The organism is Micavibrio aeruginosavorus ARL-13 (assembly GCF_000226315.1).
GTDB lineage: Bacteria > Pseudomonadota > Alphaproteobacteria > Micavibrionales > Micavibrionaceae > Micavibrio > Micavibrio aeruginosavorus_B.
In genome coordinates this window covers 427815-442886 of the sequence record NC_016026.1, presented here as the reverse complement: position 1 = coordinate 442886, position 15072 = coordinate 427815, and the positions used below count along the sequence as shown (strand labels likewise).

General features: G+C 56.8%; 13 protein-coding genes and 1 tRNA gene. 3 read left to right on the top strand and 11 right to left on the bottom strand.

Annotated elements, in window-relative coordinates; all coding sequences use genetic code 11:
- Window positions 1-43 precede the first annotated feature (43 nt).
- Genes MICA_RS01930 through MICA_RS01920 form a run of 3 tightly spaced genes read right to left on the bottom strand, consistent with a single transcriptional unit; the run spans window position 44 to window position 2281 of the window.
- Window positions 44-862 (bottom strand): N-formylglutamate amidohydrolase, encoded by an 819-nt coding sequence (locus tag MICA_RS01930; RefSeq protein WP_049782079.1) that lies wholly within the window; start codon window positions 860-862, stop codon window positions 44-46.
- A gap of 7 nt (window positions 863-869) precedes the next feature.
- On the bottom strand, window positions 870-1652 hold the full coding sequence (locus tag MICA_RS01925; protein WP_014101988.1) for a DotI/IcmL family type IV secretion protein: 783 nt from the start codon (window positions 1650-1652) through the stop codon (window positions 870-872).
- On the bottom strand, window positions 1649-2281 hold the full coding sequence (locus tag MICA_RS01920; RefSeq protein ID WP_014101987.1) for a COQ9 family protein: 633 nt from the start codon (window positions 2279-2281) through the stop codon (window positions 1649-1651). The genes MICA_RS01925 and MICA_RS01920 overlap by 4 nt, the downstream gene beginning before the upstream one ends.
- A 141-nt stretch (window positions 2282-2422) precedes the next feature.
- Here MICA_RS01920 and MICA_RS01915 point away from each other — a divergent pair, with 141 nt between their 5' ends.
- Complete coding sequence (locus tag MICA_RS01915; protein WP_014101985.1) at window positions 2423-3799, top strand: ABC1 kinase family protein; 1377 nt, start codon at window positions 2423-2425, stop codon at window positions 3797-3799.
- Between the two features lie 182 nt (window positions 3800-3981).
- Here the strand turns inward: MICA_RS01915 and MICA_RS01910 are convergent.
- The 8 genes from MICA_RS01910 to MICA_RS01875 form a co-directional block, all read right to left on the bottom strand.
- Window positions 3982-4058: transfer RNA gene (locus tag MICA_RS01910), tRNA-Arg, on the bottom strand.
- A 97-nt stretch (window positions 4059-4155) separates the two neighbouring features.
- Complete coding sequence (locus tag MICA_RS01905) at window positions 4156-5532, bottom strand: efflux transporter outer membrane subunit (protein WP_014101984.1); 1377 nt, start codon at window positions 5530-5532, stop codon at window positions 4156-4158.
- A gap of 1 nt (window position 5533) precedes the next feature.
- Entirely contained in the window at window positions 5534-7468 is a 1935-nt protein-coding gene (locus MICA_RS01900) for a MacB family efflux pump subunit (RefSeq protein ID WP_014101983.1), read from the bottom strand.
- A complete protein-coding gene (locus MICA_RS01895) occupies window positions 7465-8652 on the bottom strand; it encodes an efflux RND transporter periplasmic adaptor subunit (protein WP_014101982.1) in 1188 nt (395 codons plus the stop codon). Before MICA_RS01895 ends, MICA_RS01900 begins: the two co-directional genes overlap by 4 nt.
- A gap of 201 nt (window positions 8653-8853) precedes the next feature.
- Window positions 8854-9837 carry an alpha/beta hydrolase family protein gene (locus MICA_RS01890; protein ID WP_014101980.1) on the bottom strand — a complete coding sequence of 328 codons (984 nt, stop codon included), beginning with the start codon at window positions 9835-9837 and terminating at the stop codon, window positions 8854-8856.
- A gap of 11 nt (window positions 9838-9848) precedes the next feature.
- Entirely contained in the window at window positions 9849-10367 is a 519-nt protein-coding gene (locus MICA_RS01885; protein WP_014101979.1) for an SspB family protein, read from the bottom strand.
- Window positions 10368-10521: 154 nt separating this feature from the next.
- Window positions 10522-12507 (bottom strand): O-antigen ligase family protein, encoded by a 1986-nt coding sequence (locus MICA_RS01880; protein ID WP_014101978.1) that lies wholly within the window; start codon window positions 12505-12507, stop codon window positions 10522-10524.
- A gap of 97 nt (window positions 12508-12604) precedes the next feature.
- Window positions 12605-13144: a Dps family protein gene (locus MICA_RS01875; protein ID WP_049782078.1), complete on the bottom strand. Its 540-nt coding sequence runs from the start codon at window positions 13142-13144 to the stop codon at window positions 12605-12607.
- Window positions 13145-13866: 722 nt separating this feature from the next.
- On the opposite strand from MICA_RS01875, the gene MICA_RS01870 reads away from it, so the two are divergent.
- Both MICA_RS01870 and MICA_RS01865 read left to right on the top strand, forming a co-directional pair.
- A complete protein-coding gene (locus MICA_RS01870) occupies window positions 13867-14190 on the top strand; it encodes a hypothetical protein (RefSeq protein ID WP_014101974.1) in 324 nt (107 codons plus the stop codon).
- A gap of 86 nt (window positions 14191-14276) precedes the next feature.
- A complete protein-coding gene (locus tag MICA_RS01865) occupies window positions 14277-15071 on the top strand; it encodes a thymidylate synthase (RefSeq protein ID WP_014101973.1) in 795 nt (264 codons plus the stop codon).
- Window position 15072 lies beyond the last annotated feature (1 nt).

Genomic DNA, 15072 nt, shown 5'->3' with positions numbered 1-15072 from the left:
AACAGGTCGCCTGCGGTCACAGATGGTGGTTAACGGGGCGATCTTAACCCAAGGGGGTGTCGGGCGGAAGGCCGCGATTCGATTCATCCGCCATAATTTTATGCACCACATTGGCCAGAATTTCGGCCCAGGATTGCTGGTCTTTATCGTTTTGGATCAGGTTGTTACGAATTTCTACCAAAGCATGGGGCCATAAAAACGCCCCGTCCGCCCCGTCGCCATGGCCCCCGGCATGGCGATCGAGCGTGCCGAAACATTGTTTCCGGCTGTCATAGGGTTCGTTGTCCCCCACGTTCAGACCCAGCGCTTGTAAATGGCCCAGCATAGCCCGGGACATGGGCCAATCCTCGCGCCACAGCACGGCACATTCCCAGGGGCGCGGCGTTCCGAAAAAGACGGGGGTGTAGCTGTGCACCGCCAGCAACATCGGGCGGCCGCCGTGATCCAGAACGGAATTCATCACATCCTGCACCGCCCGATCAAACGGTTTGTAGATTTCATTGATACGCTGTGCCTTGTCAGCATCGCTCAATCCCACATTCCCGGGAATGGGCTTGCCCTCGCCCGTCACCGGAAATGTCGTTTCGTGATCAATGGTGCGATTAATATCCACCACCAGACGGGAATAGGTCGCGACAATCGCAGGCGCATCCAACAGACGGGAGAGATGTTCCGTCACACCGCGCGCACCAATATCCACAGCGTAATGACGACCAAAATCATCGTCGTCCAGCCCCATACGCCCCAGGGCGGCCGGCACCACCGCCCCCGCATGTTCGCAGATCAGGATGCAGTCACTGCGTCCATCAGGATTGAGAATTTCAACGGGAGGCGGATCGCCCGCCTGAAGCAAAGAACGCATCGCCTGATCAGTTTTTACGCGTATTGGCGTAGACTTCCCATGTTTCGATTAAAACGCCATTTTCCAGACCACCCGACGCCACACGCCCGATTTGCAGGCGGACCAACAGGCGGCGTGTTTCCTTGATCTGGGTCGAGCTTTTCATGAACTTCACGTCCTTGTCGAAAAAGCTGATCATCACCGGAATTTCAAACAACCAGCGATACCGCCCGTTCACAACCCCTTCGTTCAGAAGGAACGGCGCCTCCTGAACAAAACCATTCATCTGCAGATGGCCGGTTTCCATCGCCTGAATCAGGTTGGCATTCTGGACCCAGGCCTGGAACTGCGCCAACCCTTCGGGCGTAAAGCCCGTGGCCAGATGTTTAATATGATCGGGATAGGAAGCGGGACTGAACGACATGGTTTCGGCCACGGCACGATCCAGCCACTTGGCCAATTCATCCTGGTTCCGGTGCGGAACATCCAGGTTCTTTCCGGCGGTTTTATCCAGTTCACTGACACCAATACCAAATTGCATCAACGGCGTCGGCGTTACGGGGGGCAGGCTGGGGTCAGCAAAGGGGGCGCGCAATGTTTCAGCAGGCGCGGCACTGGTGTCACGATCCTGAAAATATTGCGGGAACATGGCCTTGATTTTCGCCCCGATGGATTCGAAAAAACCGGCTTTTTCCGCAACAGGCTGCGCACCGGGCGGCAGGGTGTTGCTGGCATGGGCGGGCAGTGCGCCCCCCAGCATTCCGGCAACCGCAACGGATAATACAACGGTACGCATGGCGTTTTTATTCATGCCGAATGTCCCTTCCCGGATCTTTTATTATTATCTTTCTTACCGGGCATGATGCGGCCCATCATTTTCCCGAGCGTCATAATACGGTCGATGCGACGATCAATAAACTCTTCCAGCGCCGCGTCATCATCGCCGGAATGGTTCAGCCATGCCACCGTGGACGATGTCAGAACACCACACAACAACGCCCGTTTCGTATAGCGGTTGTAATCCGTGGCAATATCGCCCGCCCAGTCCCAGATGCAATCCGCCGTGCGCCAGACGCATTTGGCGGCCATCGTCTGCCGTCCCGGCACCGCCCACCATGTCGAGGCCATGCGGACCTGTTCCTTCCACGGGGCCAGGCCGTTGAACCGGGCCAGCAACGCCGCGCGGATACGATCGCGCACGCGCAGTTCTTCGGGCGTGATATCGGCCAGCGCATCAATCATCGACACGTCGGCCCAATCGGAAAAATGGGCCACGATATCGGCCACGCCGCCCGGAAACACCGCCCGCACCAGCGCAGGGTCTTCGCCCGCATTTTTCAACGCGGTTTCAAAGGTGGACACCGCCCAGCCATCAAACACCACATCGGGCAGTCCGGTGAGCAGGATATGGTCGCGGTGCGTATCAATCTGGCGGGTCATGGGAAAAGCCGTCCGTTTATATATTTCAGAGAGTTAGAGTGGCGTGCCCCAGCCCGCTTTTCAAGCCATAAATCAGTGAAATTATGGATATAAACGGGAAATAAGGCTGGACTTTTTTGTCAGTCCCGCCACATTGCACCCATGGCACATGATCCGAAAAACAAATCGAAAAAATCCGGCGACGGCGGCAGCAAAATCGCCAGCCGCGCGGCCCGTTACGCCAAAGTCTCTGGCGCGATGGCCGGGTTGGCCGCGAAAGTTGCGGGCGAACGCTATCTGGGCCTGAAGATTGAGCGGGAAAAGCACGCCGAGGAACTCCTGCTGGCTCTGGGTGGCCTGAAAGGGCCGTTGATGAAGGTCGGGCAAATTCTGGCGACGATCCCGGAGGCTCTGCCCCCCGAATATGCCAACGCCCTGCGCCAGCTGCAATCCAACGCGCCGCCAATGGGCTGGCCCTTCGTGCGCCGCCGGATGAAAACGGAATTGGGTGCCGATTGGGAAAGCCAATTCAAATCGTTCGAACATGACGCCGCCGCCGCCGCCAGCCTGGGCCAAGTGCACCGCGCCGTTTTGCATGATGGCACGCGCGTGGCCTGCAAACTGCAATACCCCGACATGCAGTCGGTGATTCAGGCGGATTTAAACCAGCTGAAACTGATCTTCTCGCTGTACGAAAAACACGACAAGGCGATTTCAACGAAATACATCCATGACGAACTGTCCGCCCGATTGTTCGAAGAAATGGATTACGCGCTGGAAGCCCGCCACTGCAAACTCTACGGCAATATGCTGGCGGATGAGAAGGCCGTGCATGTTCCGCGGGTGATTGACGATTTATCGACGGACCGTTTACTGACCGCCACATGGTTGGATGGCGAAAAGATTCTGGATTACGTCGACGCCCACGCGGATCAACGCAATCAGATTGCCCTGAACATGTTCCGGGCGTGGTATGTGCCGCTGTATTATTACGGCGTGATCCACGGCGATCCGCATCTGGGCAATTATACAGTGCGTGACGACCTGTCCATTAATCTGATGGATTTTGGATGTGTCCGCGTCTTCCCGCCGAAATTTATTGGCGGCGTCATCGACCTGTATCACGCGCTGATGAACGACGACACGGCCCGCGCTGTGCACGCCTATGAAACATGGGGTTTCAACAACCTGTCCAAGGGCCACATTGAAACGCTCAATATCTGGGCCAAATTCCTGTATGGCCCGGTGATGGAAGACCGCGTCCGCCCGATTGGCGAAGTGACCAACGGCATCTATGGCCGCGAAACCGCAACCGAAGTGCATGAACGCCTGCGCTCCCTCGGCGGTGTGACTGTCCCGCGTGAATTCGTGTTTATGGATCGCGCCGCATTGGGATTGGGTTCCGTCTTCCTGCATTTGAAAGCGGAAGTAAACTGGCACCGTTTGTTTAACGAGATGATTGCCGATTTCGATGTAGCCGCGCTGGAGAAACGCCAGAAGGCCGCGTTGAAAAAAGCTGGATTAAACCAATCACACTAATCCCCTTTTACGTCATACCGGCGCCAAAAATTCATGGGGCCGGTATCCATACACTCTATCCCATGGACTCCGGCCTTCGCCGGAGTGACGGATACGATTTATATGATGGGGAAAAATGGCGCGCCCGTTCGAACAAAGTTCGAACCACCCTTTTATAAGAGGGCGACCATTTCCAAGGGAAATGGCGCGCCCGGCAGGACTTGAACCTGCGACCCTTGGTTTCGGAAACCAATACTCTATCCAGCTGAGCTACGAGCGCTTCTTCGAAAAGACGGCACAGGATTAACAGAAAGCCCAAACCAAGGCAATTCAAAATCTTGAAAAGCCCCCAATTCCAGCAAAAACACCCTGAAAAATCAGCGCATTACGCTCGATTCCCATCCGCCACCCAAGGCCCGGAACAGGGTAATCGCCGCCGTATAGGTCGCCAGCCGTGCCGAACGCGCCGTATCATCCGCAGACAGCATGGATCTTTGCGCATCCAGCAGCGTCTGGAAGTCAATCAACCCGGCGTCATATTGTTTCACCGACAATTCCCATGCGCGGCGCGATTCCGTCGCCGCAACATCCAGCGCCGTTTGCCGTTCGCCAGAGGACCGGATTGCGGCCAGCGCATCCTCCACCTCCTGGAACGCGACCAGAACGGTTTTGCGATAGGTTTCGGCCAATTCCATTTGACGGGCCGTGGCTTGTTCCAATCCACCTTCCAAACGTCCACCTTGGAAAATCGGCGCGGTCAGGGCGGCGGCCAGCGACAACGCCGTCGCTGTCGGATCACCCAGCGGGCTGGCCGCCACGGACCAATCCAGCCCCAGATTAAGCGAGGGGTAAAACGCCGCGCGGGCCGCACCAATATTGGCATTGGCCGCGATTAAATCCATTTCGGCGCTGTAAATATCCGGGCGACGGATCAGCAGATCCGAGGGTTGCCCCGCAGCGATGGTGGGCAAGGTCACACCCGACAAATCCTTTGCCTGCACCGCCACCGTTTGCGGTGGTTGGCCCAACAACACGGCCAGCGCATTATACGCATTCACGCGCTGTTCCCGGATGCTGGACAATCCGGCTTCGGTATTGGCGACGATTGTTTTTTGCTGGGCAACTTCCAGCCCCGAAACGGACCCGGCATCCTCACGCGCCTGTACGATCCGCAGAACCTCGCGCGAAATTTTCAAATTGCTTTCGGCAATACCAATCCGTTCATTCAAATTCAGAATGGTGAAGTATGTTGTGGCCACATCACCCATCACGGTCAGGGCCAAGGCCTGCCGATCGGCAACGACCCCTTCGACATTCGCGGCCGCGGCATCGATTGCTGCCTGATTGGCGCCGAATAAATCGACCTCGTACGCCACACCAAACCCGGCGCGTCCAGAATTTTCCGATGTGGTTTTGCCGCTGGTCGGATTGTTGCGCGACCACGATACGCCGCCCGATCCATCGATGGATGGATACATATCCGCCCCGGCGATTTTCAGGCTGGCGCGGGCCTGTTCAATGCGGTGAATGCCCGCGCGCAAATCATTGTTGTTTTCCAGTGCGCGAATAATCAGCGCGTTCAATTCCGTCGATTTAAAATTGCCCCACCAATCCGCCGTTACATTGACACCGGTTTTGGCATCAATGTGCCACGCGGTGGGCGTACCCACGTCGGGACGCGTGTAATCAGGCGTCAGCGAACAGGACGACAGAGCCAGAGCGGCAACGGAGGCCAATAAAAAACGCTTCATCATCTCACTCCGAACTGAGGGCCACGACGGGGTCCAGCCATGCAGCCTTACGCGCGGGCAGGTAGCCGAACAACACGCCCGTCACAAAGGCACAGGTAAACGCCAAAACCGCCGGGGCCACCGTAAAAATCACCGTGACTTGAAACAAGGACGCAATCCACCCGGCCAGAAACCCGCCCAACAGGCCCAGCACACCACCGACACCGCACACCACGGCGGCTTCGGTATTGAATTGCAACATAATATCGCGGCGGCGCGCCCCCGTGGCCATACGAATACCGATTTCGCGCGTGCGTTCGGTCACGCTGACCAGCATAATGTTCATGACGCCAATACCACCGACCAGCAACGAAATCGCCGCCACCGTGCCCAGCAGGATGGTCAATGTATTCTGCGTTTCCGTCGCCGCCGCCAGAATCGAGGCCGTATTGCGAATACGATAATCTTCGGTGCCGTGACGCTGCAGCAGAACTTGCCCAATCGCCGCCTCGGTCTGCTCCATCAACGCAATATCGCCAACGCGGATGGTAATGCTGTTCAGGAAATTTTGCCCGAACAGGCGGATCATGCCCGTGGTATAGGGGACGAACACGGCATCATCCTGATCCCCGCCCCACGGGGCCGCGCCTTTTGACCCCATCACGCCAATCACCTGGAACGGAATATTACCAACCAGAACATAGCGCCCCACCGGATCGTCCCCACCGGGGAATAAAATATCAGCCACGGTTTTCCCCAGCACCAGAACCGGGGCGTAAGTGGACACATCGCGGTCCATAAAAAATGCGCCCCGCGCCACGGGCCAGTCGCGGGCCAGCGGAAACCCCTCGCCCACGCCCTGCACCGTTGTGGAATAATCAATATTGCCAAAACGCAATGTCGCCCGGCCCGAGCGTTCCGGCACCACCACATCGATATTGGGCAAGCCCACCAACGCCATGGCATCATCAACGGTTAATGATGCATTATCACCACTGCTGCGCACACCGGGTGCGCCGGGACGAATGTTCAGCAGATTGGTGCCCATGGCCCCGATCTGATCCAGAACCTTTTGCTTGCTGCCCTGCCCGATGGCCAGCATGGTGACAACGGCGGCCACACCGATCACAATGCCCAGCAGGGTCAGCGCCGTACGGAACAAATTCACGCGCAACGACCGCATGGCCGTTTTGGTTGATTCCATGATGTCCGCCATCACGCTGGCATGGGCGTTGCGGTCCACATGCGGCGCAATGGTCGTTACGCCATCCTTGCCGTCACCGCTGTCATCCGTGATTTTTCCATCGCTGATGCGGATGATGCGTCTGGCGTGGGCGGCCACTTTTTCATCGTGGGTAATCAAAATCACTGTGCGCCCTTCGGCATGCAGGGATTTCAGCAGGTCCATCACCTCGGCCCCGCTTTTTGAATCCAGCGCACCCGTGGGTTCGTCGGCCAGAATGACGGGGGGATTGTTCATCAATGCGCGGGCAATCGCCACGCGCTGTTGCTGCCCACCGGAGAGTTGCGACGGACGGTGATCGGCCCGATCCCCCAGCCCCAGCCGCGACAATAATTCCTGCGCCCGCGCCCGGCGATCGGCCACGCTTAAACCCGCATAGATGGCCGGAATTTCAACATTTTCCGCCGCGCTGGCCGTGGCCAGCAAATTATAACGCTGGAACACAAACCCGAACGTATCACGGCGCAACGCCGCCAGCTCATCAGCATCCAACACCGACGCATCGCGCCCCAGCACATGGTATGTGCCACCCGTCGGACGATCCAGACACCCCAGAATATTCATCAATGTGGATTTACCGGACCCCGATTGCCCCATAATGGCAACAAATTCCCCGGCATGGATGGTCAGGTCGATATGGTCCAGCGCCCGGACGATGCTGTCGCCGCTTTCATACACACGGCTCAGGCCCGAAAGCTGCAGCAACGGCTCGCTCATAGGCGCGGCCCGCCACGGAAGCCGCCACCGGACGATGATGATGCCACCGCCAACGGCAGGGCGATTTCATCGCCAGCGGACAGGCCGGATTTCACTTCGGCCATCGTGCGGTTCATCAAACCAATTTGCACGGCGCGGTCCTCAATCTTACGTCCTTGAACAACGCGCACAGAATAGGCCAGCGTATCTTCACCATCCTGATCCGGCACACGTTTACCCAGTGCGGAAACCGGCAGCGCCAGTACATTTTCAGCCTTGTTGATTGCGAAGAACATTTGCGTGCTCATGCCCGTCATCAATTGACGATCCTTGTTATCAACATCGACAAGAACGTTATAAAGAACAACATCATTGATGGTTTCGGGGCTGGGCAAAATCTGACGTACGGTCCCGGTCCATGTGCGCCCCTGCGACCCCAGCGTGGTGAAAGACACATCCATACCGGGTTTCAGGCGCATAATATCCGCCTCGGCCACTTGCGCCCGCACGGTCATGGTATCCAGATTGGCCAATTGAACCAAGGTTGGGGCCTGCTGGCTGGCATTGAGGGTCTGGCCCTCCTGCACGCTTTGCACGACGACGGTGCCATCCATCGGGGCATAGATTTTGGTGTAGCCCAAATTCGCCTGATCGCCCTCTAATGTCGATTGCGCTTCGGCAATTTGCGCATCCAAAGCGGCCAATTGTGCCTGTGCGATTTTCAGGGCCGTTTCCGCGTCCTGAAAATTTTCCTGGCTGACAGCCTTGTCTTTGACCAATTTTTTATTGCGGTCGAATTTTTGTTGCGCCTGTAAAACGCTGGCTTCCTGTTGCAGACGCTGGGCTTGTAAACGTTTCAGCGCGGCCTCGTCGGCCTCAACGCGCTTTTCATAGACTTCGGGATCAATTTCGGCGAGTAAATCACCGGCCTTCACAACATCGCCCAATTCGAAATGGATTTTTTCCAGCTGGCCAGAAACCTGCGCGCCGACATCGACATAATCGCGCGGTTCCAATTTACCCTGTGCGGTCACGACATCATCGACCGTTGTGGTTTGCACCTGTACCGTCATCATGGTGGCGGCGGGGTTTTTGCTGGCCGGGGCCTTCCACGCGAACCACGCCCCGGCACCAACGGCAACCAGAACCAGCAACGTGATCAGAACAAATTTAAATCGTCGTCTTTTGGGGCTGTTTACGCTCACAAAAACCTTCCATAACGCCGAATCGCTTTTTCAGTTAAAAAAGGATAGCGAAAATATGGGGTGAAATCATGGCAAAGCCCCGTGTTTACCGCTGTCATCCCCGCCTTGTGCGCGGATCCGGGGCCACAAACCCCAGTTTTTCCCGGTCATTTCCTGATCCCCGCACAAGGCGGGGATGACGATGAGGGAGGGAATGAGCTGCTAAGGCCGATGCGTCAGCGTGCCCAGATCATCCATCCAGCGCGCCAGACCGCCGCCAATCAGCCATTCATGGGCAACGCGATCGCCCTTCAAATAGGCATCCCACCACGCCAGGCTGGCCACTTTGATGATGGTTTCATGCGGTTCGCGCAACGGGTTGTCACCCAACTGGCCACGACTGCCGTTATAGACCATGTGATCGCCACCATTGAGCATCAGCAGGTTTTGATCCGGCCCACCGGACAGTTCAAACACTTCCATTCGGCGATCATACCCGAACCCTTCAATCGGGCTTTCATCCGCCGTCCCCGTCATCATCAGCAGGGGAATGGCGATATCACGGTAAATCGCCGCACGGTCATCACCGCTGGCTGGACTAGCCAAGGAACGGATCGAGCTGGGCACCGGGCTGTAGACGATACCGGCGGTAAAGCGCGGTTCGCGCATATCATATAACCCATCGCCTTCGTCTAACTTTTGCCCGGCCATGATTTGCGTCGTACCGCCGCCAAACGAATGGCCCGACATGCCGATGCGTGAAAAATCCATGCGCGCGCCAATATCGGGATGATCCTTGGCCCAGATCATCAACTGGTCGAGTAAGAACGGAATATCGCGGTAACGGTTCAATACGGTTTCGCGGGTAATGGTCGCGCGGCGAATGGCATCCCACGGATGTCCCGGCTGTCCTTCCCAGAGCGACGAATCCGTTCCCCTGTGCTGGACATGCACAACGATGTAGCCATGGGACGATACAAAACGGCTGATAAAGCCCGCGCCATCGCGGCTGCCCCCCAGGCCGTGGGACCAGATCACAACGGGCAATTGTTCGCCCGCATCATCGGTGGGGTAATAAATTTTCCATGGCACCTTGCGGTCATCCCGCGCGGGGTCGATAAATTCGCCGCGCGTAATCAAAATGCGGCGCGGTTCAACCGCCGGGTCGATGGAATCGTCCCAGAGCAAAGAGAGGTCAAGAGCCATGGAGACAGACCTTACGTGTCTTTCTTGCGGAATTTGTCGAGCGATACGACTTCGCCGGTTTTTTCACCGCCATTGCCGCCACGATTGGACGTGTCGTCATCGTCAAAATCTTCGCTCGGGTCCAGATCCGGGCCGTCATCATCGCCCAGCGGCTGGAATTGCAGGGCAAAGTTCACCGACGGATCGGCAAAAATGCTGATCGCCGCCAACGGAATTTCCAGACGCTCCGGAACGTTGTTGAACGACAGGGTCACGGAAATACGGCCACCGTTTTTATCTTCGATAATGCCCAGGTCATAAAACTGGTATTGCAGGACGATGGTCATTTCGCCCGGATAGCGTTCGCGCAGGTAGTCCGGAATCTTCACACCGGGGTAGTCGGTCATGAATGTAATATAGAAATGGTGATCACCCGGCAGGCGGCCATCTTCGGCCACTTCGCCCACAACCTCTTGGATGGCCTGGCGCACGACGCCGCGCAGGGCACCTTCGACCATTCTGTCATATCGCAGGATATCGTCGTCTTTCATACTGAATCTCTAAGCCTGTCGGCGGAAAAATCTGGAACGAGCCTTACCCCCAAAGGGCAAAGCGGGGCGAATCGCCCCTTCTCCCCTTTGTGACATATCGGGATTCGGCTGGCCAGCGCCCGCCCCGGAACCCGCCCACTATGCTGTGGACAAGTTATTCCGCCGCTTTTTCGCCCCCCTGCCAGGCCTGCGCCTTAAGAATAGCCCGGGCTCGGATGGCCTGCGCCCGCTTTTGTTCCGCCCGGCCGCGCTGGATCAGGGGGTCATCCCCATCCCCGCGTTTGTCGGCCATGGCCAGAACGTCATCATAATATTCAATCGCCTCACCCACCCGGTCCAGATAGACGCGGTCAAGGCCCGCCTTTAGAACCTCGTACGCTTCGTCACCACGCTTGTTCTGGGCCAGATACGCGGCCAGACGTGTGCGCGCCGGCAAATAACGCGGGTCGATGATCAGCGCATGCCGCAATAATCCTTCTGCATCCGGCATCCATGATGGCCAATACGCCCCGGCCATCACGGCCAGCTCCGCCTGTTGCATATAATGACCGGGCCGGAACGGGTTGTGGCGCTGTGCCGCGGTCAGCAGATTATCCGCCTGCGCCACCAGCGCCTGCTTCTCCGCATCATTGATGCGCGATCCCTTGCCCACGATAATGCCCATCGGGATGCGCGCCGCCATGGCATAGGACCGATCATTCATGCCCATACCGATGCTGTGCCCTTCATTCACCTTGGCGGCGAAGCCATTCACATCATCCTGCTGGAACAGGCGTTCCGCCGTCACCAGCGCCCGTTCGCCCAGCATCGTTTGCGCCCATACGCCCATCCCGGCGACCAAGGCCACAACCAGAGCCAGATCGGCATAACGATGCCCAAACAATACAGAACGGCGCTGCACGTTAGACGGCGATACACAAACCACCCACACCGCCATCATCAGCGGCAGGACCAGCATGATTGGCAACGTATAAAACGGGAAATCAAAGATCGCGTGCGCGACAAGTGCACCGATACCACAGAACAACACCGATGCCACAACACGACGCATATCGCCGCCCCCAATCTTACGCGCCCGCGCCATCATCATCACGGCGGCGGCCAGAATGATCGCCATGACAATGACACCCACCGGGCCCGTTTCGATCAGGATTTGCAGATAATCATTATGCGCCATAAACCCACCGGACCATTCATCCACCGGCGTGCGTACATACGGATAATGCAGGAAGAACGTGCCATAGCCCGTTCCCAAAATGGGATAACGCGCGACAATGCCCACCGCCGCATCCCAAATCGCGGTGCGACCCAGAATAAAATTATCGGGATGATCGGCTATGTTCGCCATGCGGCTGAACATCGTGGCCTGTCCATCCTGTGCAAAAATCAGCGTCGCGAGCAATCCCAGAACGCCCGCCCCGATACAGGCCAGCAGCGGTTTGATATGGGCCCGCATCATACGCGGTTCCAACACCGTCAAAACGGCCAGACCACCGATCAGAACGAACAAACCACCACGACTGCTGATCGTGGCCTGTGCAATCAGGATCAGCGCGATTAGCCCCCAGGCCATTATCCGCACGCGCCCCGCCGCAACAAAGGCAACAGCCAACGCAGCAAAAATGGCGCAGTTCAAAAACGATGCATAGGCATTGGGGTTGGCGAAGGGTTCGCGCACTTGCCCCGCGACCAGCATATCCGGTAACGCGTAATACTGAACCAGCGCCCAGACGCACAGCGCCGCAATCACCGCAAAGCCACCCGCACCCGCCACGCGGATAAAACGGATCAGATTATCGCCCCGCAACGCCGCCACAGCGATGGTCAAAAGTGGAAAGACCAAAAAGGTCGGCATCATCATAATGGTGATGGCCCGCGCATCGGACCACAGCACAGAGGCCGCAACCCAAACCGCACTGAGTGCCAGCGCTGGCATGATGATGCCCGATGGCCACGATACAGGCCGCGCCGCATACAGCACCAGACCCGCCGATAGAACCGCCGCACCCACCGCGCCCATGCGCATCAAAATGTCATCGCCACCCAGCGCCAACGACGCCACCAGCGCGACAACCCACAAACAGGCCGCGATTGAGATCAGGAGAGAAGGAGACAATAATTTTTTGGATATCTGTGTCATGGGTTTATTTATAACCCATTGGCCGGGTTTGCAAAATCCCCCAAATCAACACCTCGCCCGAATAGGGGGCGGGGTGTTTTCTGGCCGGGTACTTATGTTATGCGGCCCGGCCCGTTTCGAACAGGAACCAGACCCGTCTTTCCGCCTCATCAATCCAGACTTCGATCAGACTGGCGGCGGCCACATCTTCTTTTTCGGCGACCAGGTCATGCAGATTGCGCATGGATTGGATCAGGGTCAGATTATCATCGCGCAATTCGGCCAGCATATCGCGCGGATCGACAAAATCGGCCTCGTTTTCCAGCAGACGCTGTTGCTGAACAATCTGGTTCAGGGATTTCAGCGTGCCCGCACCAATCTTGCGGACACGTTCCGCGACGATATCCGTCATATTCAAAATCTCTGCCGCCTGATCGTCGAGCAGAAGATGATATTCACGGAAATGCGGCCCGCTGATATGCCAGTGGAAGTTTTTGGTTTTGAAATAGAGCGTATAAACATCGGCCAGAAGCGCGTTCATCGCCCCCGCAATTTCGGCAACCGTTTGAGGATTCAAACTGGTCGGCGTTGTCAGTGGTGCACGGCGACGCGCTTGCAGATCGTTGATTTTACCGCTGGATTGTTTTCGTGCTGTCATGATGACCTCCTTACGCGAAAGATCGTGTGGCGCGCGATAAATGCGCGCCACATCAAAATTCTACCGATCCCGAAACGAAGAAGAAAAAGTGGGCCGATTCTGTTGCGAGGCTCGGCCCGGGCCCCACCTGCCGTTGTCTAGACGACAGGGATTGATTTGCAGCTACTCACTACAACTGCCTAATAAATTAGGCAGCGATAGCGACAGCAGCCTCACGGCTGTTGTCATTCGCTACGACGAAGTTGTCGTTTGCAAATATAAAATAGCCCGATAACGGCGGTACAATGCCGAAGACAAACCATCCCTTTACCACGCGTGTCGATCCTGTTTCAGCCCCGCCAAAATCCGCTGGTGAACGAAGTGAGCCTGAGGATTTTGAGCGCCGCGCCGTAGCCCCTTGGGGGCGGAGGCGGGCTTCATCTCTGTCCGCCTCCGCGGGTTTCACCCGCTACGGCGCGACAAAGTCCTCGTAACACTCGCTTCGCTCGTAACTGCGGACTTTGGTGGAGCTGCCGGGCACTGCCCCCGGGTCCACGTCGCTTATTTCGAACGGCGTTTAGCCTCATAGCCGGGCGAACCCGGCACATATAAGTATAAGGCAAACCAGCGATTTTTCAATCATTTCCCAGAAACCGCCCAAAACCAATTAGATAAGAATGATTTGCATTTGCATTACGGGTAACCTATAACCCGGCCACACCCCATTCAAACGGAGTCTTTCCATGATTATCGTCCAATCCGTCACCGCGCACCCGACCCAGGCCGACACGCTGCGCGTCACGTTCAACTGCCTCGCCAACGAGGCGGCGCCACATTTTATGGAATTCGATATTATCTACCCCTATATGAAACAAGGCGATACGACAGAGCTGGACCTGCCCGCATCCCTGAATATCAAAGCCGGTGACACCGTTTTGCTGTCCAAATTTGTCGAGGCCTATACCCAGCAGGACAAAAACTGGAATCTGGCCTGGAGCATTGATGAATTGCCGGAACCGTCCAACCTGCACCGGAACATGATGCCCCCGGCCATCCTGAAATACTAAAGTCCCCAGCTTTCATGGGCGGAAATGGGGCAAAACCTTGCCGTTTTGCCCCTCATGCCCCATGTTGAAAGGACGAGGATTTAATCATGCAGCAATACCACGATTTGATGACCCGCGTTTTGGAAACAGGCGCGAAAAAGGAAGACCGCACCGGCACCGGAACGCTCAGCGTGTTCGGTCATCAGATGCGTTTTGATCTGGCCGAGGGATTTCCCGTGGTCACGACGAAGAAACTGCATTTAAAATCCATCATCCATGAATTGCTCTGGTTCCTGCAGGGGGATACCAATATCAAGTACCTGAAGGATAATGGCGTTTCCATCTGGGATGAATGGGCCGATGAAAATGGCGAACTGGGCCCCGTTTACGGCCACCAGTGGCGCAGCTGGCCCACCCCTGATGGTCACCATATCGACCAGATTTCAAACCTGATCCACCAGATCAAAACCAACCCGGATTCCCGCCGCCTGATCGTATCCGCTTGGAACGTGGCGGAGATTGGCAAGATGGCGTTGCCGCCGTGCCATTGCCTGTTCCAGTTTTATGTCGCGGATGGGAAACTGTCCTGCCAGCTGTATCAACGCAGCGCGGATATTTTCCTGGGCGTTCCGTTTAACATTGCGTCCTACGCCCTGCTGACCATGATGATCGCGCAGGTGTGCGGACTGAAACCCGGCGAATTTATTCACACGCTGGGCGATGCGCATTTGTATTCCAACCATATCGAACAGGCGAAACTGCAATTATCGCGTGAGGCCTTCCCCTTGCCGGAAATGCACATGAACCCGCATGTGACGAACATCTTTGATTTCAAATTTGAGGATTTCGAACTGGTCGGCTATCAAGCGCACCCCTCCATCAAAGCCCCCATCGCGGTTTAAA